Annotated in this window: 23 protein-coding genes; 7 read left to right on the top strand and 16 right to left on the bottom strand. The window is 64.3% G+C overall.

The window, feature by feature from the left end:
- Positions 1-28: 28 nt before the first annotated feature.
- Positions 29-595, bottom strand: a complete 567-nt coding sequence (locus tag FG13_RS06650) for a hypothetical protein (RefSeq protein ID WP_035819531.1) — start codon at positions 593-595, stop codon at positions 29-31.
- 412 nt (positions 596-1,007) lie between these two features.
- Here FG13_RS06650 and FG13_RS06655 point away from each other — a divergent pair, with 412 nt between their 5' ends.
- Complete coding sequence (locus FG13_RS06655; protein ID WP_035819533.1) at positions 1,008-2,810, top strand: DUF1800 domain-containing protein; 1,803 nt, start codon at positions 1,008-1,010, stop codon at positions 2,808-2,810.
- Positions 2,811-2,819: 9 nt separating this feature from the next.
- The gene (locus FG13_RS06660; protein ID WP_035819536.1) at positions 2,820-4,265 is read left to right on the top strand and encodes a DUF1501 domain-containing protein; all 1,446 of its coding nucleotides are present in this window, start codon (positions 2,820-2,822) and stop codon (positions 4,263-4,265) included.
- Here FG13_RS06660 and FG13_RS06665 read toward each other — a convergent pair.
- Both FG13_RS06665 and FG13_RS06670 read right to left on the bottom strand, forming a co-directional pair.
- On the bottom strand, positions 4,262-5,098 hold the full coding sequence (locus FG13_RS06665; protein WP_035819537.1) for a dioxygenase family protein: 837 nt from the start codon (positions 5,096-5,098) through the stop codon (positions 4,262-4,264). The genes FG13_RS06660 and FG13_RS06665 overlap by 4 nt on opposite strands.
- Positions 5,099-5,229: 131 nt before the next feature.
- Positions 5,230-5,658, bottom strand: coding sequence for a Spy/CpxP family protein refolding chaperone (locus FG13_RS06670; RefSeq protein WP_051958667.1), 429 nt, complete (start codon positions 5,656-5,658; stop codon positions 5,230-5,232).
- Positions 5,659-5,851: 193 nt separating this feature from the next.
- On the opposite strand from FG13_RS06670, the gene FG13_RS06675 reads away from it, so the two are divergent.
- Together FG13_RS06675 and FG13_RS06680 are read left to right on the top strand one after the other, a co-directional pair.
- The gene (locus tag FG13_RS06675; RefSeq protein ID WP_035819539.1) at positions 5,852-6,541 is read left to right on the top strand and encodes a response regulator transcription factor; all 690 of its coding nucleotides are present in this window, start codon (positions 5,852-5,854) and stop codon (positions 6,539-6,541) included.
- A gap of 2 nt (positions 6,542-6,543) precedes the next feature.
- Positions 6,544-8,043: a sensor histidine kinase gene (locus tag FG13_RS06680; protein WP_035819541.1), complete on the top strand. Its 1,500-nt coding sequence runs from the start codon at positions 6,544-6,546 to the stop codon at positions 8,041-8,043.
- A 41-nt stretch (positions 8,044-8,084) separates the two neighbouring features.
- Here the strand turns inward: FG13_RS06680 and FG13_RS06685 are convergent, their stop codons facing one another.
- The 5 genes from FG13_RS06685 to FG13_RS06705 all read right to left on the bottom strand — a co-directional run bounded on the left by FG13_RS06685 (position 8,085) and on the right by FG13_RS06705 (position 11,602).
- Complete coding sequence (locus tag FG13_RS06685) at positions 8,085-8,429, bottom strand: FlxA-like family protein (protein ID WP_051958669.1); 345 nt, start codon at positions 8,427-8,429, stop codon at positions 8,085-8,087.
- A 121-nt stretch (positions 8,430-8,550) separates the two neighbouring features.
- Entirely contained in the window at positions 8,551-9,120 is a 570-nt protein-coding gene (gene dcd, locus FG13_RS06690) for a dCTP deaminase (protein ID WP_035819543.1), read from the bottom strand.
- A 133-nt stretch (positions 9,121-9,253) separates the two neighbouring features.
- Complete coding sequence (locus FG13_RS06695; RefSeq protein ID WP_035819545.1) at positions 9,254-10,054, bottom strand: alpha/beta fold hydrolase; 801 nt, start codon at positions 10,052-10,054, stop codon at positions 9,254-9,256.
- Between the two features lie 58 nt (positions 10,055-10,112).
- Complete coding sequence (locus FG13_RS06700) at positions 10,113-10,808, bottom strand: HAD family hydrolase (protein WP_051958671.1); 696 nt, start codon at positions 10,806-10,808, stop codon at positions 10,113-10,115.
- Positions 10,809-10,840: 32 nt separating this feature from the next.
- Positions 10,841-11,602: a sulfite exporter TauE/SafE family protein gene (locus FG13_RS06705; RefSeq protein WP_035819546.1), complete on the bottom strand. Its 762-nt coding sequence runs from the start codon at positions 11,600-11,602 to the stop codon at positions 10,841-10,843.
- 150 nt (positions 11,603-11,752) lie between these two features.
- On the opposite strand from FG13_RS06705, the gene FG13_RS06710 reads away from it, so the two are divergent.
- On the top strand, positions 11,753-12,676 hold the full coding sequence (locus tag FG13_RS06710; protein WP_035819547.1) for a LysR family transcriptional regulator: 924 nt from the start codon (positions 11,753-11,755) through the stop codon (positions 12,674-12,676).
- 3 nt (positions 12,677-12,679) lie between these two features.
- On the opposite strand, the gene FG13_RS06715 is transcribed toward FG13_RS06710, so the two are convergent.
- Positions 12,680-13,201 carry an N-acetyltransferase gene (locus FG13_RS06715; protein ID WP_035819548.1) on the bottom strand — a complete coding sequence of 174 codons (522 nt, stop codon included), beginning with the start codon at positions 13,199-13,201 and terminating at the stop codon, positions 12,680-12,682.
- A 45-nt stretch (positions 13,202-13,246) separates the two neighbouring features.
- On the bottom strand, positions 13,247-15,682 hold the full coding sequence (locus tag FG13_RS06720) for a DNA internalization-related competence protein ComEC/Rec2 (RefSeq protein WP_035819549.1): 2,436 nt from the start codon (positions 15,680-15,682) through the stop codon (positions 13,247-13,249).
- Between the two features lie 204 nt (positions 15,683-15,886).
- Here FG13_RS06720 and FG13_RS06725 point away from each other — a divergent pair, with 204 nt between their 5' ends.
- Together FG13_RS06725 and FG13_RS06730 are read left to right on the top strand one after the other, a co-directional pair.
- Positions 15,887-16,720, top strand: coding sequence for a class I SAM-dependent methyltransferase (locus tag FG13_RS06725; protein WP_035819551.1), 834 nt, complete (start codon positions 15,887-15,889; stop codon positions 16,718-16,720).
- 85 nt (positions 16,721-16,805) lie between these two features.
- Complete coding sequence (locus tag FG13_RS06730; RefSeq protein ID WP_035819553.1) at positions 16,806-18,794, top strand: helicase-related protein; 1,989 nt, start codon at positions 16,806-16,808, stop codon at positions 18,792-18,794.
- A 3-nt stretch (positions 18,795-18,797) separates the two neighbouring features.
- Here the strand turns inward: FG13_RS06730 and FG13_RS06735 are convergent, their stop codons facing one another.
- From FG13_RS06735 to FG13_RS06760, 6 genes are all read right to left on the bottom strand, one after another.
- A complete protein-coding gene (locus FG13_RS06735; protein ID WP_035819555.1) occupies positions 18,798-19,271 on the bottom strand; it encodes a T6SS effector amidase Tae4 family protein in 474 nt (157 codons plus the stop codon).
- 1 nt (position 19,272) lies between these two features.
- Positions 19,273-19,659 carry a Rap1a/Tai family immunity protein gene (locus FG13_RS28800; protein WP_152598702.1) on the bottom strand — a complete coding sequence of 129 codons (387 nt, stop codon included), beginning with the start codon at positions 19,657-19,659 and terminating at the stop codon, positions 19,273-19,275.
- Between the two features lie 197 nt (positions 19,660-19,856).
- Positions 19,857-21,089 carry a PQQ-dependent sugar dehydrogenase gene (locus tag FG13_RS06745; RefSeq protein ID WP_035819557.1) on the bottom strand — a complete coding sequence of 411 codons (1,233 nt, stop codon included), beginning with the start codon at positions 21,087-21,089 and terminating at the stop codon, positions 19,857-19,859.
- Positions 21,090-21,096: 7 nt separating this feature from the next.
- A complete protein-coding gene (locus FG13_RS06750; protein ID WP_035819559.1) occupies positions 21,097-21,894 on the bottom strand; it encodes a TatD family hydrolase in 798 nt (265 codons plus the stop codon).
- A gap of 9 nt (positions 21,895-21,903) precedes the next feature.
- Positions 21,904-22,629, bottom strand: a complete 726-nt coding sequence (gene lolD / locus FG13_RS06755; RefSeq protein WP_035819561.1) for a lipoprotein-releasing ABC transporter ATP-binding protein LolD — start codon at positions 22,627-22,629, stop codon at positions 21,904-21,906.
- A 16-nt stretch (positions 22,630-22,645) separates the two neighbouring features.
- The gene (locus FG13_RS06760; RefSeq protein WP_035819563.1) at positions 22,646-23,911 is read right to left on the bottom strand and encodes a lipoprotein-releasing ABC transporter permease subunit; all 1,266 of its coding nucleotides are present in this window, start codon (positions 23,909-23,911) and stop codon (positions 22,646-22,648) included.
- Positions 23,912-23,943: the final 32 nt, after the last annotated feature.

The raw sequence follows: 23,943 nt of genomic DNA on the forward strand, positions 1-23,943 counted from the left end.
TACCTTGCCGGACAGACTGGCCGTCCGGTTAACAATCGAGCACGACGATGTGCCCGCCCTCGCGGCGCCAGCGGCCAGCGTCCCGCCCCGGCGTTTGCGCCGCCTGCCTGAGCAAGCCTGGCGCCTCGCTGCGTGCCACTTGCAGCAAGGCCGTTTCCACCCGTGCCCCGGGCGCGCGCGTGCCCATGCCGCCGTCCTGCGCCAGCGCCGTGTTGACGGCATCGATCAGATGCACGACCTGGCGCGCCAGCTCGAATTCCTTGTCTTCCGGGCTGAGTCCTTCCAGTTCCATGCCGAAGATGCGGGCAGCGCGCCGCTTGAGCGCCTGCGGCGAACCGCCATGCAGGGGCAGCAAGGGCGCCACCACCTTGCCCAGCAACTGGCGCAGCGGCCCTTCCAGCGGCGTGCCGCGCACTTGCTGTCCCGCCGCGGTGGCGTCCAGCTGGCGCGCCAGGAAATCATCGAACTGGGCCGGCGCCTGCAATTCCAGCAATTGCGCCGCCAGTGCCAATTCATCTTCCTGCTGCAAAGGCAGCATGCCCGGCGCTTCAGGCAATTCCATTTCGGGACGGTAGTCGAGCAGGCGACTGGTCATGACAGGCTCCGGTGAAAGATGGGCGGGTAAGCCATGCCTCCCTGTTGCAAGGGCCATGCCAGTCAGGCGCAGGGGAAAAAAGAGACAGGACGGCGAACGGCGTTTCGCCGATAGCGTAAAAACCATGGTTTCCGGCGAAGCAGGTTTCGTTGTCAAGATGAGCTTTTGAACAAGCTTAATTGGCAGGAATGGTTACGTCGCCTATCCGCCACAGTGCTTGTTCAAGACAAAAAATATTTTTCATTTTCAAAAAACAAACTTCGCGCTACATCTTCAAACACACCTTCATTGCCACGCCAAATGGTCGCAAAAATAAACGTGGCCAACACGTAAATAGTTAATTGGAAACAGGGTTTTAGTAGGCAAGCCCTACAATTAACGGGCCAGAATTTGATTGCCTGAAAGAAACTAAATGATAGACCCTACTTTGCGCCGTTTATTGGCCATCACCCTACTCAGCCTGCTAGCCGCCTGCGGCGGTGGCGGCGACAGCAAGACCGGCGCCAGCCAGAACCCGGACATCTCGGCCGTGCCACCGGGAACCACCGCCCCCGGCGATCCGGCAGCCCCCGGCACCAAGCCCGGCGAGACCATTCCGCCGCCGCCTCTGACCACGCCACCGGCCGGCCAGACGGCCACGTTCACGCGCCCGGCAGCGTCGCGCTTCCTGGGCCGCGCCACGTTCGGGCCGGACATGGCGGCCATCGATGCCCTGGCCGCCAGCGACAGCGACGCCTGGTTCCGTGCGCAGTTTTCCAAGCCGCAAACCTTGCACCGTAAATATATCGACGCCAAGTATCCCGTTGCGGGCGCGGCGGCCACCCAGGCCGTGCCGAACGACTTTTATGAATCGTTCTGGCAGCAAGCCGTGCGCGGCGACGACCAACTGCGCCAGCGCGTGACCTTTGCCCTGTCGGAAATCTTTGTCGTCTCCACGCAAAACGAGGCCGTGTGGCCGCAAACGCGGGGCGTCGCCAGCTATTACGATATGCTGGGGCAACACGCGTTCGGCAACTTTCGCACCCTGCTGCAGGGCGTGGCCACGCATCCGATGATGGGCCTGTACCTGTCGCACCTGCGCAACCAGAAGGAATCGGCCACGCGCACGCCCGACGAAAATTTCGCCCGCGAAGTGATGCAGTTATTTACCATCGGCCTGTACCAGCTGAATGCCGATGGCTCATTGAAATTGTCCGGCGGCAAACCCATCGACACCTACACGCGCGACGATGTGAGCGGCCTGGCGAAAGTGTTTACGGGCTGGAGCTGGGCCGGGCCAGACCAGGGCGCGAACCGCTTCTTTGGCAGCGTGGCCGATCCGGACCGCGACTGGAAGCCGATGCAGAACTATGCGGCGTACCACTCGACCAGCGAAAAACGCTTTCTCGGCGTCAGCGCGGCGGGCGCCGCCGGCGGCGAAGCGGACATGGCGCTGGCCCTCGACACCCTGTTCAACCATCCGAATGCGGGTCCCTTCTTTGGCCGCCAGTTGATCCAGCGCTTAGTCACCAGCAACCCCAGCCCGGCCTATGTGGGCAGGGTCGCGGCCGCCTTCGCCAACAATGGTTCTGGCGTGCGCGGCGACATGCAGGCCGTGATCCGCGCCGTGCTGCTCGATCCCGACGCGCTGGCGCCAGCCGGCAGCAGCCTGCGCACGGGCAAATTGCGTGAACCGCTGGTGCGTCTGGGCAACTGGATGCGCGCGTTCCACGCCAGGGATGCCGCCTTGCAATACCGCATCTATTATCTCAGCGATCCGCTGTCGGGACTGGGCCAGAATCCCATGAACGCGCCCTCCGTCTTCAATTATTTCCGTCCCTCTTACGTACCGCCCAATTCGGCGCTGGCGACGGCGGGCCTGGTGGCGCCGGAAATGCAGATCACGTCGGAGCCGTCGGTCACCGGCTACCTGAACTTCATGCAGGACGCCATCAGCGGCGGCGTGGCGGAAAACAGCGCCGTTAAGGGCGACTACTCGGCCGAACTGGCGCTGGCCGAGCAGCCGGCCGCCTTGCTGGACCGGGTCAACTTGCTATTAATGTCCGGCAATATGTCATCCCGGCTGCGCACCAGGATCCTGTCGGCCGTCACGAGCATCGCGATTCCCGCCGCCAACGGCAGCAATGCCGCGCAAGTGACGAAGGCGAAATCCAACCGCGTGTACCTGGCCATTTTCCTGGCCATGGCCTCGCCTGAATACCTGGTTCAAAAATAAGGAAGCTGCATGACTACCCCTACTCACTTCTCGCGCCGCCGCTTCCTCGGTTCCATGCTGGGCCTGGCAGGCAGCACGGCCGCGCCCTTCGCCCTCAACCTGGCCGCCATGGGTCAGGCTGCGGCCCAGTCCGCCGACGACTACAAGGCCCTCGTCTGCCTGTTCATGAACGGCGGCAACGATACCTTCAACACGGTGCTGGCCACCGACACGCCTTCATGGAGTGAATATGTGCGCCTGCGCAACACGGGCAGCAACGATTCGATCCACCTGCCCGGCGTCGGCGAAACGGGCGGCGTGCTGCCGATCACGCCCGCCACGGCGCAGGCGGGCCGCAGCTTTGCCCTGCATCCCGCGCTCGCTCCCGTGAAAGACCTGTTCGACGGCGGCCGCGCCGCCATCGTTGCCAATGTCGGCACCCTGATCCAGCCCCTGACCCTGGCCCAATACAAGGCGGGCAATGTGGCGCTGCCGCCGAAACTGTTTTCGCATAACGACCAGCAATCGACGTGGCAATCGGGCTTGCCGGAAGGCGCCAGCATCGGCTGGGGCGGACGCCTGGGCGACCTGCTCGGCGCCGGCAACGCGAATGCGACGTTTACCGCCATCTCGGCCGCGTCAAACGCGCTCTTCCTCAGCGGGCGCCAGGTGCGCCAGTTCCAGGTGGGCCGGGCGGGCGCCGTGCCGATCCGCAATATCGGCGGCGGCTACCTGTTCGACACCACCGAGGGTGAAACCGCCTTGCGCGACATCATCAGCACGGCGGGCGACGACATGATGGAGCAGGAACACGTGGCCACGGTGCAGCGCGCCATTTCCAGCCAGAGCGTGCTGAGCGGCGCCATGCTGGCGGCCGGCGCGGGCGGCGTGCCCAATCCGCCGCCCTATATCAACCCGAACACGGGCGCGTCCAGCGTCAACCAGCTGGCCGTGCAATTGCAGACGGTGGCGCGCATCATCGGCGGGCGCGGCCCTCTGGGAGCGAAACGGCAAGTGTTTTATGTGACACTGGGCAGTTTCGACACGCATGACCGCCAGAAGGAGCTGCATGGCGACCTGATGGCGCGCCTGGCGCACGCGCTCGCGTATTTCGACGCGACCCTGGCGGCCCTGCAAGGTGCCGACGTGCGGCGCCAGGTGACGACGTTTACGGCCTCGGACTTCGGCCGCACCTTCAGCAGCAATGGCGACGGCACGGATCACGGCTGGGGCGCGCACCACTTTGTCGTGGGCGGCGCCGTGAAGGGCCGCGACATCTACGGCGCCTTCCCCACCACGGGCCTGGGCCATGCGCTGGACGTCGGCTCCGGCGCCCTGCTGCCGACCACGTCCGTCGACCAGTACGGCGCCACCCTGGCCAAATGGTTCGGCGTGGCCGACAGCCAGCTGGCCGAAGTGTTCCCGAACATCGGCAACTTCAGCCGGCGCGACCTGGGATTCATGACGGCAGGCTAGCCGTTCACGGCGATGGTCAGGGTGGCCACATAGCCATCCGTGGCGTTGCCCGTCACCGTGGCCATCTGCAAGCTGGTGCCGTCGCCAAAGACATTGTCGCTGGCATAGCTGATCTGCGCCAGGTTGCGCACGCTGGCCGTGTAGCCGCTAGTTGCGTAGGCTTCGTTCAAGGTTGCCATCGGCAAGGTGAACTGCGAGGTCTTGATGCGGTTCGAGGCAGAGGCCGCCTTGGCCAGGCTGGGATAGACCTCAAAGTGCACGTGCGGCATGCGCCCGGCGTAGCAGCCGGGAAAGATGGTCGTAAAGCTGACGTTGCCGGTGCTGTCCGTTTCCTGCACGCCGCGCAAGTAATTTTGCGCCGTCACGCCGCTCGAATACAGCGAATACAGGCCGTCGCGGTCGCAATGCCACAGATAAACGGCGTAGCCAGCCAGGCTGGCGCAGCCGCCGCTGGCGTTAAGCAACTGCAAATGGATGGTCAAGGGCACGCCCGCCGCCACGCCGGTGGCGCCATTGAAACTGGCGCGGATATCGCTGCGTACGACGCCCGTCTGGTTCAGCACATTGATGATGCTGCCGCCATGCGTGTTCGTGCCATCGGCAGGATACGGCCCGCCCGTCTCCTCGGGTATCACCGTGCAGGCGCCCGTGGCCGCTACTGTGACGGTGCCGCTGCTGGCCGCCGTGGCGCCGGCGTCCGAACCGCCGCCACAGCCGATCAAAGGCAAGGTGGCGGCGCCGGCCAGCAGCCAGCGCAGCACTTGCCGCCGCTCAGCCGCCTGTCGCCGCATCATTTCGAGGTCGAATGCCAGACCGTGATCATGTAATTCCATATATATTCCATCAAGTGGGGCAAGCCCGCCTGGGCGGGGTTCAGGCTGGCGCACAGGTACAAAGCCTGCGTGGCCCGTCGCGAGAGCGCCTCGATGCGCATGCTGGCTCTCCCTGTGGTCGCGCCGGCCGCTTACTCGGGGCGCTCTAGCCGACGCGGGCCCTGGCGGCCGTCGCTCCGCTGCTGCGCCTGCTGGCGCTGTTCCGGCGTCAGCACGGCCAGCAATTGCTGCTCGAGGCGCGCCTGCTGCAAGCTGATCTGCGCCATGGCTTGCGCCGCCGTGCTGGCCAGCGCACTGGCCTTCGCATCGTCGTAGGCGCTGGACCCGGCCAGCGCACGCAACTGTTCATGGGCCTTGAAGGCGATCTTTTCCTGTTCCCGCAGCAAGGGCGCCTGAGCGTAGGTGGCGGCGAAAATCTTGTCCTGCTGCGCTTCGTTCAGCTCGATGCCATGCAGAAACGGCGGCAAGACTGGCGGCGGCCCAGACTGGGCCAGAGCCAGCAGCGGCATGCTGCAAGCGGACAGCAGCAACAAAGAGACGACGATACTCAGATATTTCATCGGGATTTCCTTTCGTGGCGATCAGCCCTGATTGTCGCCGTCTGGCGTGTAAAGCAACGTCAAGGCGGCGTAAAAGCGGGTAAAGGAAGGTGCGCAAATGTAAGCGGACGTATGTAAAAGCGGGTAAAACCACCGTGAACGGCCCCCTTTGACTGCTATCATCGGGCGATATTCACCCGAAAAAAGCACAGGCATGAGCAAGGTTTTGTTAATCGATGACGACGTGGAACTGGTCGGCATGTTCCAGGAATACCTGACGCAGGAAGGTTTTGATGCGCGCGCCGTGCATGACGGCGAAAGCGGCGCGGCCGAAGCGCTGACGGGCCTGTATGCCATCGCCATCCTCGACGTCATGATGCCGCGCATGAATGGCCTGGAAACCCTGCGCCGCATCCGTGCCGGCAGCAACCTGCCCATCCTGATGCTGACGGCGCGCGGCGACGATACGGACCGCATCGTGGGCCTGGAGCTGGGCGCCGACGATTACGTCACCAAACCGTGCACGCCGCGCGAGCTGACGGCGCGCATCCGCGCCATCCTGCGTCGCGCGCAAGCCGTGCCGCACGATGCGTCCGGCCTGGCGCCGCTGACCGTGGGGCAACTGACGATGTGGCCCGAACAGCGCCGCGTTGCCTGGGCCGGCGGGCACCTGGAACTGACGAGCACGGAATTCAACCTGCTGGAAGTGCTGGTACGCCATGCGGGCAAGCCCGTGAGCAAGAATCAATTGTCGGAACTGGGCCTGGGGCGGCCCATGGCCCGCTTCGACCGCAATATCGACGTGCACTTGAGCAGCCTGCGCCGCAAGCTCGGCAGCCTGGCCGATGGCCGTTCCTGCCTGCAAACCGTGTACCGTCTCGGCTACCAGCTGATCAAGGAGTAAGCGTGGGCCGTCTGTTCTGGAAGTTTTTTCTGTGCATCATGCTGGCGCAAGTGACGGCCACCATCGGCATCGGCGGCACCTTCTGGCTGAAAAACCGGGCAGCGCAGCAGGAACGGGCCCTCGACATCGACACCAGTCCGCCCGCGCAAATGATCATCGAGGCCGCCAGCGCCACCGTGGAAGCGGGCGGCAGCCAGGCCTTGCGGCAATTCCTGGGCAAGCTCGAACGCATGCGCGTGTTTGCCGTCGATGCCAAAGGACAAGAACTGATGGGCCGCACGGTGCATCCCGCCATGCTGGCCAAGGCGCGCGCCATGCTGGAGCAGGGCCAGGCCCATCCCGTCGTGCGCGAAGCGGCCGGCAGCGACGGCAAGCGCTACCTGCTGTTCCTGCCCTCGTCCGAACGCTTCCGCAATGCCGAGGCGGGTGCCGCGCGCGACACGCTCATCGCCGTCGCCATGAGCGGCCCGCGCGCCATGGGAGCCGGCCCAAGGCCCCACGAAGCAGGCGCGCCGCCGCCACGCGGCGAATTCGGCCGCGGCATGCCGCCGCGCATGGACACGCCCTACCGCAACTTCATCCCCCTGGCCGCCGCCATCGCCGCCAGTTTGCTGTTTGCCTTTTTGCTGGCCTGGTATTTTGCCCGCCCCATCCGCGACTTGCGGCAGGCGTTCGAGGCCGCCTCGCACGGCAACCTGGCGCCGCGCTTTCACGCCAGCGGCAAGCGCGGCGATGAATTGACGGACCTGGGCCGCGATTTCGACCGCATGACGGGCCGCTTGCGCAGCCTGATGGATAGCCAGACGCGCTTGCTGCATGATGTGTCGCACGAGCTGCGCTCCCCGCTGGCGCGCTTGCAGGCCGCCATCGGTCTGGCGCACCAGCAGCCGGAAAAAATGGCCGCCTCGATGCAGCGCATCGAACGCGAAAGCGAGCGCATGGATAAACTGATCGGTGAACTGCTGACCCTGTCACGGCTGGAGGCCGGCGCCGCGCAAGCCGGTGCCGGGCACACGCACAGCGAAGACGTCAGCATCGCCGATCTCGTGCACGACATCGTGGACGACGCCCGCTATGAAGCCAGGGCGCGCCTGCTGGGCATCAACCTGACGGGTGACGCCGCCACGGCGGACGCCAGCGTCACGGGTCAGCCGGAACTGCTGGCCCGCGCCGTGGAAAACGTCGTGCGCAATGCCGTCAAGCACAGCCCCGATGGCGGCACGGTAAACGTGGAGCTGTCGCGCCAGCATGATGGCAAGCAGGATTGGCTGCGCATCGCCGTACTGGACCGTGGCCCCGGCGTGGCCAGCGCCGACCTGACCCGCATTTTTGAACCGTTCTTCCGTGCCAGCAATACCCAGCACAGCACGGATGGCCACGGCCTGGGCCTGGCCATCGCCCGGCACGTCATCAGCGCCCATGGCGGCCGCATCAGTGCCAGCTTGCGCAGCGGTGGCGGACTGTGCGTGGAAATGTTGTTGCCCGTCAAAACGCCAGGCTGACCTGTCGGCGAGCCTGGCGTTTTATCCGTGCGTATCTGCTGTTAGGCCTGCGTATCGATGATGCTGCCCAAGGTCGACGAGGTCGATTGGGCCGGACTCGTCGCCGTATCGGCGCTGCTGGCCGGCTGAGCGTCTTGCTGCGCCTGCGCGGCGGCAGCTTGCAACTGGGCAATTTGCGCCTGCAAGGCCTGGATTTGCTGCGCCAGCTGCTGCTGCAGCTTTTGCGACGCCTCCGTCTGCTCGCCCTTCTGCGACTCCGTCAACTGCTTTTGCGCCGCCGTGATCTGCTTTTGCAGCGCCGCGATCTGCGAACCGCTGCCCGCACTGGCGCTACTGGCCGCGCCGACTGCGCCGACTGCACCGCCTGAACCGATTGCCGCTACCATACTGCCTCCTCAGTGTTTCAATACCAAGGTTAACGGCAGGCATGGCGCGCGGATGTAGGTCGGCGGGTGTAAAGGCAGGTAAAGACGGCTAAGCCGGCGGGCGCCCCGCCCTTCGCTGCGATCAGGTCTTCGGCAAGGTCACGCCGACCTGGCCCTGGTATTTGCCGCCGCGGTCCTTGTACGACGTTTCGCACACTTCATCGGACTCGAAGAACAGCACTTGCGCCACGCCTTCGTTGGCGTAGATTTTCGCCGGCAACGGTGTCGTGTTGGAAAACTCCAGGGTCACAAAACCTTCCCATTCCGGTTCGAACGGGGTGACGTTGACGATGATGCCGCAACGGGCATAGGTGCTCTTACCCAGGCAAATCGTCAGCACATTGCGTGGAATGCGGAAATACTCGACCGTACGGGCCAGCGCGAACGAGTTCGGCGGGATGATGCAATAGCCCTTGCCCGATACGTCGACGAAATTATTCGCGTCAAAATCCTTCGGGTCGACGATGGTGGTGTTGATATTGGTGAACAACTTGAACTCGTCGGCGCAACGGATGTCATAACCATAGCTGGACGTGCCATAGGACACGATACGGTTGCCGTCGCGCTCCTTGACCTGGCCCGGTTCGAACGGCTCGATCATGCCCGTTGTTTCCGCCATGCGGCGTATCCATTTATCGCTTTTAATCGTCATCGCAGGGGTATCTTTCTAGAATATCGGAATGGCTGGGGCCGCACGCCTGCTGCAGGCGCGGCCCGGATGGCAGGATTTTACGCGAAAATCCGCCGCCGTTGGCCCCCATCGCCTGAAAATCCTCGGCGATATTCTATTGCTTCGCCAGCAATGCCGTGATCATCTCGCGCACCACTTGCGCCGTCAGTTCCGGGTTTTCCATGGGAAACAGATGGCCGCCCGGCACCTGGCGGAAAAACTTGCCGACCAGCTTGCGCGTGGCCGTCAAGCCCGCTTGCCGGCATTCCACCGATTCCGTGCCGCCGATAAAACCGATGGGCACGGGAAAACCGTCCTTGACGAGGCCGCCAATATGGTGCGGCAAGCTGCGGTAGACGTCCGTTTCCACTTCGCGCGTAAAGCGCAGCTGCACCCCTTCCGGATGGGGCACCAGGCCGCTGTCGATGTAGTCGCGCAAGACCTGCGGCGCCCAGATGGCGAACATGTCCTTGGCGGCAAAATGCTCATACGCCGCTTGCGCATCGGGCCACAGCTTGCGCCGCCGGGCGGAAAAACGTGACGGCGAGAACCGCTCGCCCAGCGCCGTGTTGCGCGCCAGGCGCACCAGCAAGGCGCGCCAGCCCGCCACCACAGGCGAATCGAGCAAGACCACGCAGCGCACGAGGTCGGGCCGCTGCTTGGCCACCATCACGCTGAGCATGCCGCCCAGCGAATGGCCGACGAGGATGACGGGCGCGCTGTAGCGCCGTTCGAGCTCGTCGATATATTCGCGCACCAGCTCGGGCCAGCCCGTGCTGACGGGATAATTCGGGTCGTGCGCGTGCATGTCGAGCGCCTGCACGGTGTAGTGCTGGCCCAGCAAGCCAAACAGCTTGCGGTAGGTGCCAGCAGGATAACTGTTGGCGTGGGCAAAGTGCAGTTGCGGGAGGGTCATCGTGGGACGGTGCCGGTGAATGCGATAAACAATTGTAATGGCATGCCGGCAAGACGGATCAGAGGAAGGCCTCTAATTGTCCCTGCGACCGCGTCATGCCGGGCACGAACGAAGCCAGTACCTCGCCCAGCTCCGCGTTTGAATCCACCACGCAAAAAGCGTCGTCAAACGCGTGATGACGGTTCATCTGATTGCGCACGACGATGCATTCCAGCCCCGCCGCATTGGCGGCGCGCAAGCCGCGCGGCGAATCTTCCACGGCCACGCAGTCGGCGGCGGCCAGGCCCAGGCGCTGCAAGCCCAGCTGGTAGCCGTCGGGCGCCGGCTTGCTGTCGCCATACATTTCACGCGTCAGCACGAAGTCGAAATGTTGCAACAAGTCCGTGGCCGCATGGCTGATCCGGAAATGCTGTTCATAAGCACTGGTGACCACGCCCATGGCCACGTGCGGGCGCAGCGCCGCCAGCACTTGCTTGACGCCGGGCATGGCCAGCTGCCGCGCCAGGCGCAGGCGCTGCGCAAACAGCACGGTGCGCTCGGCCCGCAGGCGCTCGACCAGCTCGATGTCGTGGCCCTGCCCCAGCAGCACATGCCAGGCGCCATAGTTATTGTCCAGGAACCAGTCAAAAAATTGCTTCGGCGTCAGGTCTATGCCGTAGGGCAAGAGCAAGTCGCGGTTGCTTTCGTAAAACAGCTGCTCGGTGTTGACCAGCACGCCATCGTTGTCCCACAGCACGCCCTGGATGGTTTTCATGGCTTGTTGTCGCTCTTGTTATCTATCAAAACTTACTTGAAGAAGATGTCGTAGGACAACTTGACGATGAGCAGCACCAGCAGCACGAGGAAGAGGATGCGCACGAAGGCGGCGCCGCGGCGCACGGCGATCCAGGTGCCCGTCAAGGCGCCCAGGATATTGCACACAGCCATCGGTGCGGCCACGGCGTAGACCACGTGGCCGGCGGGAATGAAGAAGGCCAGCGCGGCAACGTTGGTGGCGATATTCACCAGCTTCGAGCAGGCCGAGGCGAGGATGAAATCGAAGCCGAAGACGCGGATGAACAGGAAAATCAGGAAACTGCCCGTGCCTGGACCGAACAGGCCGTCATAAAAGCCGATGGCGCCGCCGATGACGATGGCGAGGATGCGTTCGCGCGGACCGATGGGGCGCGCTTCGCGCGTCGTGCCGAAATCCTTCTTGATGAAGGTGTAGATGGCCATGATGATGATCAACACCAGCACCATCGGGCGCACCACCTGCTGCGGCACGTAGGACACGGCGGCCGCACCAATAAACGACATGATGAAGGCGCTGGCCACGGCCGGCAGCACCAGCAACCACGGAATGTGCACCTTGCCAACGAAGGAACGGGCGGCAAACGTGGTGCCGCAGGCGGACGCCAGTTTATTCGTGCCCAGCAACGAGGTCGAGGCCATGTTCGGCATCAGGTTGAACAGGGCCGGCAGCTGTATCAGCCCACCCCCGCCTACGGCGGCATCGATCAGGCCGGCAAAGAAGGCAAATAAACACAGCAGCGAGATGGTCAGCATGATAGGCAAGGAGGAATGGGCGACAGCGGCAGTATAGGCGCCGTGGATTTTTCCGGATGCAACTTCATATTGCGGAAAACGCAATCAGGCGTAACGCTTGACGGAATGCGCTCCATGCGGTCTACTGGCCTCTTTTGCCGGGAGTCACCGATGTCGATGAAACTGATGTGGGAGATCCGCGCCTTCTGTACCGTAGTCGAAAAGCGCAGCTTTATCCACGCGGCGCGCATGCTGGGACGCTCGCCGTCGGCCGTCACGCGCGCCATCCAGTTCCTCGAAGACGCCATCGGCGCCGAGCTGATCCTGCGCACGCAAAAGCAGTTCACCCTGACGACGGCCGGCGAAACGTATTACGCGTCGGCCAAACACTTGCTGGAAACGCAGGCCGAGGCGGAAGACCAATTGGCGGAATTGAGCAACTCGCCGCAAGGCTGGGTGCGCCTTTCCGCGCCGGAAATCCTGTCGCTGGGTTTTCTGCCGAAAGTGGTGGCACAGTTTTCGCGCGACTACCCGAACGTGTCAGTGGACATCCATTTCTCGGATAAATCGATCGACCCTATCCAGGAAAAGCTGGACTTTGCCATCCGCGGCGCCTTCCCCCAGTCGAGCGAGCTGATCGGCTACCCTCTGTGGAATTACCGCCGCTACATGTACGCCTCGCCCGCCTATATCGAACGCATGGGCGCGCCCGAGGAACCGGAAGAGCTGGCCGGCCACGACATCATCATGCACTCGGCCCCGCGCATCCTGCGCGACTGGCATTTCGTTTCCAGCGAACGCAACGTGCGCTACCAGGTACAGCCGCGCTTCCGCTTCACTTCCGGTATCGCCACCTTCCAGGCGGCCCTCGAAGGCGCCGGCATCGTGCGCCTGGCCAGCTGGCTGGCCGAGCCCGCCGTGGCCGCCGGCACCCTGCGCCGGGTCTGCACGGCGTACCGGCTGACGTCGTCAAAAGAGCTCGATCCCAGCATCCATGCCGTGTATGGCACCTCGAGGATGGCCAAGGGAGCAAGGTTGTTTCTGGAATATGTGCGGCAGCGGGGGTTGGAGATACCCGATGAACGGGTCATTTAGCAACTATGTCGCGACGATAGCATCGCTGTACACGGCGAACTGCGCGCCGTCGAAGACAAAGGCGGCCACCTCGCGCATGCCCAGCCGTTCATGCGCGCGCAGCGAGCCGGGATTATCGCGCCGGATGAACAGCACCGCCTCCGCGCCCCCATGCTGCTCACGCATGGCAGCGTACAGCAGCGCCAGCAAGCCCTGCCCCCGCTCCGACTCCGCAATGCAGACAGGGCCGTACACATAGGCGTTGTCACTTGCCGCATACGCGGCCAGCATGGCCAATATCACGGACGCCTGCGCAGTGGCTGGCGCCGCGCTGAACAGCACGCCAACGACAGGCCCGTCCGCCATGCGCCGCGCAACGATGACGGGCGACGCGCCATCCGCCATGCCGGCCACCTCGTCGCGCGAAAACTCGCCCGTCAGGCTGCCGCCTTGCGAGGGGGAGTTGGCTTGCAGCAAGACCGTGATGGCGTCGATGTCTGTGGCTTGGGCCAAGTTGACAAAATAGGACGTGCTGGAAGAGTTCAAGCCGGACTCCTGTGAAGATGGTTTTTCAAGCGTAACATGCATGCACTAGCGCCCATGCCAATAACGCGGCCGGCTGTCCCGATACCGCGTCACAGCTATCCCCTCCCCAAACTCCAGCACCACCGCGCCTTCCACATCCGTGCGCAGCCGGGCAATGCCCATGTCGCCATAGCGCGCATACACTTGCGCCTTCGGATGTTTATAGCGATTCCTGTGCCCGACCTGAAAAATAGCCAGGGTCGGATGGACGGCGTTCAAAAATGCCTGCGTGGAAGACGTCCCACTGCCGTGATGCGGCGCCAGCAGCACGTCGGCGGCCAGTTCGTCCTCCGCAGAACGAGCCAGCAATTGCGCCTCCTGCGCCGCTTCGATATCGCCGGCCAGCAAGATCGCGTGCTTGCCAGCCGTGATTTTCACGGTGCAGCTGCGGGCGTTCGGCTTCAGGGCAATGTCCATGTGGCTGGCCGGCAAAGGGTGCAACATGGCGAAGTGCACGCCTTCCCAGGTCCAGCTTTGACCGGCCACGCAATGCAGATAGGGGCGGTGCGACTCCCGCCGCGCCTCGACGGCCGGGTGGCCTTCGAACAGCGACGAGGCCAGCCAGCCCACCTGCACGTTTTCCAGCAGGGACATGGCGCCGCCCGCGTGATCGAGGTCGCTGTGGGAAATGATCACGCCGTCGAGCTTGCCTATGCCGCGTGCGCGCAAGTAAGGCACGATGACCCGGCTGGCGCCATCGGAGTCGAGACTGTAGGCGGGTCCCGTGTCGTACAGCAGGCGGTGATCATGCGTTTCCACCAGCACGGCCATGCCTTGTCCCACGTCAAAAGCCGTGATCCACATGTGGCCCGGCGGCGGGCTGGACGGTAAGGCCGTCAGCAGCGGCAGCCAGCCCAGCATGCCCGCCCAGCGATGCGGCCATCCCCGTGGCGCCAGCAGCCATGCCGTGCCAAGCAATGCCCAGCAAAAACTCCACATTGGCGGCGCGGGCGCCGTCCACACGGCAAAGCGGCGCGCGCCCAGCCACTCGAGCACCTGCGCCAGCATCTGCACGATGGCATGCGCCAGCAGCAGCAATCCATCGGACAGGGGCGTCGGCAGCAGGCTGCCAGCCAGGGACAAGGGCGTGACGACCAGGCTGATGATGGGGATGGCCAGCGCATTGGCCACGGGGCTGACCAGCGAGACTTGCGAGAACAGCAGCATCGTCAACGGCACCAGTCCCACCGTCACCACATACTGCGTATGCGCGCCCAGCGCCACGGCCGCGCGCAGACGGCGCCAGCGTCCGGCCTGCAGCGGCATCGGCGCCGTGGTGCGCCCTGCCGTCGCGTACAGCATGGTGGCGACGGCGCCGAACGACAGCCAGAAACCGGGCCACAGCACGGCCCACGGGTCGAGCAGCACGACCACGCCCAGCGCCAGACACAGGATATGGCCTATGCTGGTGATGCGTCCCAGCCACAAGGCCAGCGCGACCACCAGCAACATATACAAGGTGCGCTGCGCGGGCACGCCAAAGCCGGCCAGCAGCACATACACAAATGCCGCCAGCGCGCCGGCCAGCGCCGCCACCTTTTGCGCCGGCAAGCGCAAGGGCAGTTGCCAATCGGTAAAAAACGAGCGCCGCCACAGGGCGCCCGCGCCCAGGGCGAAGAGTCCCGCGATCATGGTGATGTGCAAGCCTGAAATCGAAATCAAATGGCTCACGCCCGTGCGGTTGAACACTTGCCAGTCCGACTGGGGTATGGCGCGCTGGTCGCCCACCACCAGCGCCACGATCACGCCCGCATACTGCTTGCCTTCCAGGCTGCGCAAAATCCGCGCGCGCAAGGCCGCGCGGCTGGCCTCCACCATATTGCCAAAGCCGGGCACGAAGGCAGCCAGGCGCACGTTCGGAGTGTCTGCGCGCGGCTGCGGCCGTACATAGCCCGTGGCGCGCACGCCCTGCTCCAGCAGCCACGCTTCGTAGTCAAAACCCATCGGGTTCGCATTGCCGTGCGGACGCTGCAGCCGCACCGTCAGGCGCCAGCGCTCGCCCGGCTGCACGTCGCCCACGACGTTCGTCACTTCGTCACGAAACCCCGCGTACCAGGACAGCGCGATCAAAGGCGGCACCTTCGCCCCAACTGCCTTCTCCACAGCAAAATTGAAGCGCACGCCCTGCTCGAAGCGGTACGGCAGACTGACCACAGTGCCCGTGACAACAATATCCTGTCCTTCATCGGCCAGCGCCAGTTGCGGCGCCATGGCGGCCTGGGCCAGCCAGGCCGCCCAGTAAAAACCCAGTCCCACGCCAGCGGCAAGCGCAACAATGGAACGCCAGCCGAAGCGCCAGCGCACGTGACTGCGCAGCAGCAGACTAGCCGTCAACCCTATGCCAGCGATCACCCACAACAGCACGCCCGCGTACGGCGGCAAACTTGCCTGCGTCTGCAACCAGGCAGCGCCAGCGGCAAAGCCGAGTATCAGGGTGCGCATAAGAAGGCAGAATCAAGGCAGAATCAGCTCGCGGCGAAAAGGGTTCAGGTACTGTGAGCGTTTTCTACTGTTTGCCCTCTGATCTGGCGCAATGGCGCCCTGAATAAGAAAGCTCAGCACGCCATCCGGTACCACCGCTGGTGAAATTTTCTCCATGCTAAGATGGCCATCCGGCGCCAGGCGCGACGACTTTGCGGACCTTGCATGACCCTACTGACAGCGGCCGAAACTTATTTGCAGGACTTTCATCAAAGGCAAGTCGGCGCGACCAGCGCCGCGTTTGCTCATCTGCCGGCCAGTTCCCCCGCTGGTAGCTGGATCTCGTCCTACCATGTGCTGACCAGCCTGGTCCCGGAAGTGGACACGCCATTGACCGTGCTCGACCTGGCCTGCGGCGACGGCCATCTGCTGGGTTTGCTGGCAGCCAGGCGGCAAGCCCGGCTGCAACTGCTCGGCATCGACATGAGCCAGGCTGAACTGGCCGTCGCGCGCGCCGCCCTGCCCCCGTCCGTGCATCTGCTGCCAGGGCGCGGCCAGGCGCTCGACCTGCCATCGGCCAGCGTCGACTATCTCGTTTCGCACATGGCGCTGATGCTGATGAACGACATCGAACAAGTCGTGCGTGAAATCCGCCGCGTGCTGCGCCCCGCTGGCCAGTTCGCCGCCATTGTCGGCAGGACGTTCTTGCTGGGCGAAGTGAACGACGTTTTCATGCGCGTGTTCAAACCGATCGCCAGCACCGAGCTGCCGCCTCTGCGCTTGGGCGACCGCCGCACGGGGTCGGAAGCCGGCTGGAGGGAACTGCTCGATGGCAGTTTTGCAGACGTTGAATTTGACGACATCGACGTCCCATGGACGCCCACGCCGGGCGAACTGTGGGCCGCCCTGCTGGACACCTACGATATCGACCGCCTGGACGACGGCGGCAGGCAGCGCCTGCGCGGCGCGTTCCTGGATGTCGTGGCATATCTGCAAGGAAGCGACGGCAAGATCGCCACGGGCTGGGGCCTGCGCCTGGTGCACGCGCGTGCCGCCTGAACATGCAAGCACCAGGCCTGGCCACCACCGCCCACCGCCATCGACGGTATAATCGGCCTCGCTTACTTCAACACCCAGGCACGACATGACTTCCTCCGCACTTCCTCCCGACATTTCCACCGACATTTCCGACAGCAGCGAAGACAATAACGACGCCACCCTGGTCGCGGAACTGGGGGAACTGGCCGAGCATATCCGCCTGGTGAAAATGGAAGGCCGCGTCTTCGTGCGCTTTTCCGGCGTGGTCAAGGCTGGCCACCTGGTGGTGCCGTATGCGCTGGTACCAAGCCAAGGCGTGCTGGCGCGGCCGGCCAAGTGGCGCAAGATGGACCGCGAGACCAAGCTGGCCCTCGTGCGCGAACGGGCCAGCGCGGCCGTGTTCGAGGAACTGCGCCAGCACGTGATCGATTTCGTCGCCGATATCGCGGGCCTGAGCGAGGATGTGGATACGGACCCGATGGTTTTCCTGCACACGCTGGCCGACATGCAGACGTCGGAACCGGCCGGCATGGTGTTCGACCGCATCCGCCAGCGCTTCCATCACGCCATCGAGCGCCAGCAGGAAGAACAGCATGCGGCGCGCACGCGCCAGAGCATCAACCTGGCCGAGTATCCGGCCTCGTTCGAGATGGCGCGCCGCCTGCCGCGCCGCTTCATCGCCCTTTTGGGTCCCACCAATTCCGGCAAGACGCACCGCGCCATGGAAGCGCTGGTCAAGGCAAAAAGCGGCATCTATCTTGCGCCCTTGCGCCTGCTGGCCCTGGAAAACTACGAGCGCCTGCAGGAAGCCGCGCCGCATGGCAAACCGCTGGCCGTGAGCCTGATCACGGGCGAGGAGCGCAGGGTCGTTGATGGCGCCACGCACGTGGCCAGCACGGTGGAAATGCTGGACACGAAAACCGTCGTCGAAGTGGCCGTCATTGATGAAATCCAGATGCTGGCCGACCCGGACCGGGGCGCCGCGTGGACGGCGGCCGTCTGCGGCGCGCCCGCCCACACCGTGTATCTGGTGGGAGCGCCCGAAGCGCGGCGCGCCATCGAGGCGCTGGCCGAACGCCTCGACTGTCCGCTGGAAGTGCACGTATTAAAACGCATGGCGCCCTTGTCGATGGAGCCGACCGCCGTGCGCAAGGTGCGCAACCTGCGCCGCGGCGACGCCGTCATCGCCTTTTCGCGCCGCGAAGTGCTGATGTGGCGCGACATGATCACGGAAACGGGGCTGTCGGTGGCCACCGTCTACGGCAACCTGTCGCCCGAAGTGCGGCGCGCGCAGGCGCAGCGCTTCCGCGATGGCACGGCCGATATCGTCGTCGGCACGGATGCGCTGGCGATGGGCCTGAACATGCCGATCGCGCGCATCGTCATGACCACCTGCGTCAAATACAATGGCCGCGAAGAGGAAGAGATTTCCGCCGCGCTGGCGCGCCAGATCGCCGGGCGCGCGGGCCGCTACGGCGTGCATGAAGAGGGCCTGGTGGCCGGCTACGACAACGAGACGCATGAAGTGATGCGCGCCCTGCTGAAGGAAAAACTGCATCCGCTCAACACCAGCGGCTTTGCCGTGGCGCCGTCGCTTGAACACCTGCACCGCATTTCGTCGGTGACGGGCGAACTGTCGCTGTCTAAACTGCTGCGCCGCTTCATTCACAATATCGACGTGCCGGACGGCTTTTTCTTCCCCCGCATCACGGAAGACCAGAAGGAGCGCGCCGTCTGGCTCGACACCCTGCCGCTGTCCGTGGCCGACAAGTTCACCCTGTCGCTGGTGCCGATATCGAGCAAAGTGCCGTCCTTGCAGACGGCATGGGAACACTGGGCGAAGAATCTGTCGCAGGGAAAAACCAGCACCTTGCGCCAGCACGCGTATGGCGGCGGTACGCAGAATTTGCAGCAGGTGGAAGACACTTGCCGCTACTATTCCGCGTATGCGTGGCTCAGCTACCGCCTGCCCGAATTCTTCCCCGATATCGCCGTGGCGCAAAACCTGTCGCGCGACGCGTCGGAGCGGGTCGACTCCATCCTGCGCGCGCATAACGCGGCTTCGCGCGGACGCTCTAGCAAGAAGTTCAAATAAGCGTCAACGGATTTCCCAGAACCACACTTCGGCGCAATCCCAGTAGCACTCGGAACCGCACACCTTCACGCCGATGGATGGCAAGAGGATGTCGATATGCCCGCCCGCGCCACCCAGGTAACCGGGAATGCGGAAAAAGGCGACGAGGCCCTTGCGCTGGCCGATGCCGGCGATGGCGGCGTCGCGTGCGAATTTCTCGGGCGGGCCAAACATCGAGGGGCTGGCCAGCATATGCGCCAGCTTGGCCTGTCCCGGTTCGATCAGCGCCCCCTTGAACGGCCCCTTGCGGATCGCCATGCGGCCCTTGACCTTGACGCCGGCCTTGATCAGGGCCAGGCTGACGCGGATGGCGCAGGTATTGGCAAAGCTGTCCTTGCCGATCAAGTCTTCCCAGCCGATTTCGCCGAACAGGGCCGCCTGGTCGACGGCGGCCACGCTCGGATAATTCTCGCGCAGCTTGATGAATGCAGGTTTCACGTCAGCCTCCTGGTGGTGGAGTGGAACAGGGAAAACGCCGCGCCAGAATGGCGACGATCAGGGTGGACGCTTCGCCCAGACGGGCGCGCGCGGGCAGCTTTTTCAGTTCGGCGACGATGTGCGCGTCGATTTCCACCGTTTTCAGCCGGCCCGTATCGCACCACAGCCGCCCCTGCGCCGCATCGGCCACGCCGGCCAGGTAGCCTTGGGCGTAGCGCTGATCGAGCAGGAAGACAGCATCGGCCATCGCTCCCTTGGCCAGCCCTTGCTGGTAATACGCGATCAGCTGGTCGGCGCTCAGGCGCGGCGCCGGAGCATAGGCTGCGCCCTGCCCGTGTGCGCTGGGCAGCCACAGGCTCAATGCAATGAAAAGGAAAGGGACATGCATGGCCAGCCATGGTCAGTGAGGGAGGTCTGGCTGATTGTAGAAGGATGCGCCAGCCCCGCACTGAGCGAGGTCAAGCGTAGGTCGGGTAGGTCGGGTTAGGCCAAAGGCCGTAACCCGACAACACCAGCCAACAATGATGTCGGATTACGCGCGGCGTTGCCCCACTGTCCGACCTACACGTACGACACCGGTGAAAGTTACGGTTTGCCCGGCGCCGCATAATGCAGCTTTAGCACCAGCCCATTATGATCATCGGCCATATAGATATCGCCATCCTGCCCCTGCTTCACGTCGACGGGCGCGCCCCTGCCCTGCTTGCCCTTGCGTTCCCAGTTGCTGATCAAGTCAACGGACTTGCCCAGCGGCGCGCCGGCCTTGTCGGGCAGCAGGGCCACCAGGCGGTGGCCGTTGCTGCGGTAGCCGTGGTAGCCGATGATCAGGCTATTCTTGTACAGCGCCGGGAAGCGGCTGGCCGTGTAAAAGGTCATGCCCAGCGGCGCGGCGTGGCCGGGCAGCAGGCGCTCCGGCGCCGCGTATTGTGCGTCGCACGCCGTCTTCGGATATTCAGGACTGGCGACGTTGTCGTCGTAGCAGTACGGCCAGCCGTAGTGCCGGTCGGCCTTGATCAGATTGAGTTCTTCATGCGGCAGGTTCTCGTCGCTTTTCAGTTGCGGCATGGCCGCCTGGATGGCGTCGCGCGAGTTTTCCGCCTGCCACAGCTCGCCCGTCGCAGGGTGAAAAGCCAGCGCCATCGAGTTGCGCAAGCCGCGCGCATGCGTGCGCCAGCTCGTCACCGTGCCGGCCGGCCAGGCCATCGTGTATTCGCGGATGGCGCCCAGCGCTTCCAGTCCCTCCGCCGAAGGACAGGCTTTGGTTGGATCGGGCGCCTTGCCATCGTTCTCGCAATGGTCGGTGCTGGAACCCACGTTCACGTACAGGTCGCCCTTGGGGCTGAAGCGCATATTCGTCAGCAGGTGCAAACCGAGGCCCGGCAGGCGCGGCGTCTTGGCCTTGCCGCCGATCACGTCGGTGACGGTGCGCGTGGTGTCGCGCAGGTCGAAGCGGAAGATGCGCCCCACCTCGCCCACGTAGACCATGCCGTCCGGTCCCTGCACGATGCCGTTCGGGCGATCGAGCTTGTCGAGCAGCAGCTTGCGCTCGTAGCCCCCACCGGCCGCCTTGGGCTGCAACAGCCACAATTTACCCTGCTTCGGCGCCCATCCCGTCATGTCGGTGACGAGGATGTCGCCATTCGTCAGCGGCAGCACGCCACGGGGGAATTTCAGGCCGTCGGCCAGTACGGCCACGCAAAAGCCGGCCGGCGTGGTGACGTCGAGGCGCGGCAAGCCGTCGCACTGGGCGCTGGTCGCAGCCATAACGGGAGCGAAGGCACCGGACAGGCAAGCGGCCAGGATGATCTTGTTATTCATTGTGGTCTCATTCCATCAAGGGTAATCGGGGCAGTACGGCGCGCGCATTGGCGCTGGTGGCAACGGCCACGTCGGCCAATGCCAGGCCGCGCAGCTCGGCCAGCACGGCGCCGATGCGCGGCAATTCTTCGGGACTGTTGCGGCCCGGGTGGATCCAGCTGGGGGAAATATCGGGCGCATCCGTCTCCAGCACGATGGCATCCAGGGGCAACTCCGTGGCCATGCGGCGTATCTGCAAGGCGCGCGTAAACGTCATGGCGCCGCCGAAGCCCAGCTTGAAACCGAGGTCGATATAGCCTTGCGCCTGCTGGAAGCTGCCGTTGAACGCATGCGCGATGCCGCCGTTTGGGCGGATCTGGCGCGCGTGCTTGAGGACGATGTCCTGCGAGCGGCGCACGTGGGTCAGCACGGGCAGGTCGAAGTCGCGGGCGATCTTCAGTTGCTCGCGCAGGAAGTGTTCTTGCTTGATGCGCATGGCCGGTTCGCACAGCATCGGAATGAAGAAATCGAGGCCGATCTCGCCGATGGCGACAAAGCGCGGGTCGTTCATCGCCAGCGCCACGGCTTCGCGCAGGGCGATCAAATCATCGTCCGTGGCGTGCGGCACGTAGATCGGGTGGATACCGAGCGCATAGCAGGCATTGGGCGCCGCTGCCGCCAGGTCGCGCACGATGGCGAAATTGGCCCGTTCGACGGCGGGAATGACGATCATCGCCACGCCTTGCGCACCCGCGCGCGCCGCCACCTGCGGCGATTCATCGCCGAATTCATGCGCGTCGAGGTGGCAGTGCGTGTCGATCCACATGGCGATTCCTTAATATTGGTACGGCTGCAGCCCTTCGTCCGTCAGGCGCAGCACGCGGTCGCAGCGCTTGGCCAGCTCGATATCGTGCGTGACGATGACGAACGCCGTGCCCAGGGTGCGCGACAGTTCCAGCATCAGGTCGAAAATCTGTTCGGCCGTGGCGTGATCGAGGTTGCCCGTCGGTTCATCGGCCAGCACGCAGGCCGGCTGCGTGACGAGGGCGCGGGCCAGGGCCACGCGCTGGCGCTCGCCGCCTGACAATTCACCGGGCGTGTGCGTGACCCGCTTGGCCAGGTTCACGCGCGTGAGGATTTGCTGCGCCAGTTCGGTGGCCGGTGCGCGCTTCATGCGCCGTATCATCAAGGGCATGGCGACGTTGTCCAGCGCAGAAAACTCGGGCAGCAGGTGGTGGAACTGGTAGACGAAGCCCAGCGAAGCGTTGCGCAAGTCGCCGCGCGCCTTTTCACTGAGGGTGGCGAAGTCCTTGCCCAGCAAGGTCACCTTGCCGCTGGTGGGCGTATCGAGGCCGCCCAGCAGGTGCAGCAGGGTCGATTTGCCCGAGCCGGAGGCGCCGACGATGGCGACGCGCTCGCCGCGGTGGACGTCGATGTCGATGCCGGCCAGCACCTGCACCTTGTAGCTGCCCTGTGTGAAAGTCTTGCCCAGGCCGCGGCAGGAAAGGACGGCGGAATCGGCGGAAGCGCCGTTGGAGGCAGGTTTGTTCAGATCGGTCATGGTAGTCGTCAGTGGTTTATTCATAGCGCAGGGCTTCCGCAGGTTTGACGCGGGCAGCCCACCAGCTTGGGTACAGGGTCGCCAGAAAGGCGAGGATCACGGCCAGCACGCCGATCTTGGTGACGTCGGGCCAGCGCAGGTCGGACGGTACGGTGCTGATGAAATAGATGTCCTTGGAGAGGAACTGCACGCCCAGCAAATGCTCGATGAAAGGCACGATGACGTCGATATTCATGGCCACCAGCACGCCGCCGCCGACGCCCAAAATCGTGCCCAGGATACCCACCAGCGCGCCCTGGATCATGAAGATCTTCATGATGGAACGGGGCGAAGCGCCCAGGGTGCGCAAAATCGCGATATCGGCCTGCTTGTCCGTCACCGTCATCACCAGGGTCGACACGAGGTTGAAGGCGGCCACGGCGATGATCAGGGTCAGGATGATGAACATCATGCGTTTTTCCGTCTGCACGGCGGCGAACCAGTTGGCGTTCAATTTCGACCAGTCGCGCAGCCACAGGTCGCCCGGCATGGTCTTTTTCAGTTCCGCCGCCACTTGCGGCGCCCGGTTCATGTCGGCCAGGCGCAAACGCAGGCCGGAGGGACCGTCGAGGCGCAGCAAACGCTGGCCGTCTTCGATGTTGATGAAGGCCAGGCCCGCGTCGAATTCATTGTGGCCCGCCTGGAAGATGCCGCTGACGGTGAAGCTGCGCATGCGCGGCAGCACGCCGGCCGGCGTGACCTGCCCTTGCGCCAGCATCAGGGTGACTTTTTCGCCGAGGTTGACGCGCAGGGCGCGCGCCAGTTCGATGCCCAGCACGATATTGAAGGTGCCCGGCTGCAGCGCCTTGAAGCTGCCCATGCGCGTCTGGCCGGCCACGTCGGAGACGTTCGGCTCTTCCTCGGGCAGCACGCCACGCACGATGGCGGGACGCAGCGCATCGTCGCGCAGCAGCATGCCCTGCGTTTCCACAAACGGCGCGGCGCCTTTCACGGCAGGATTCTTGAACGCTTGCGCCGCTTCCGCGCGCCAGTCCGGCATGCTGCCGCTGTTGTCGAACACTTCCACGTGGGCCAGCACGGACAGCATGCGGTCCGTCACTTCCTTCTGGAAGCCGTTCATCACGGACAGCACGACGATCAGCGCCGCCACGCCCAGGCCGATGCCGGCCATGGAAATGAGCGAAATAAAAGAGATAAAACTGTTGCGGCCACTGCGCTTGCCGGCCCGCGTGTAGCGCAAGCCGACCAGCCATTCGAAAGGAAGATTTTTTAACATGCTCATTGATTCGTTAATTCTCAGGGGTCTGACCCGCC

Origin of the sequence: Janthinobacterium sp. RA13, from assembly GCF_000745325.1 — a bacterium.
Taxonomy (GTDB): Bacteria; Pseudomonadota; Gammaproteobacteria; order Burkholderiales; family Burkholderiaceae_D; genus Janthinobacterium; species Janthinobacterium rivuli.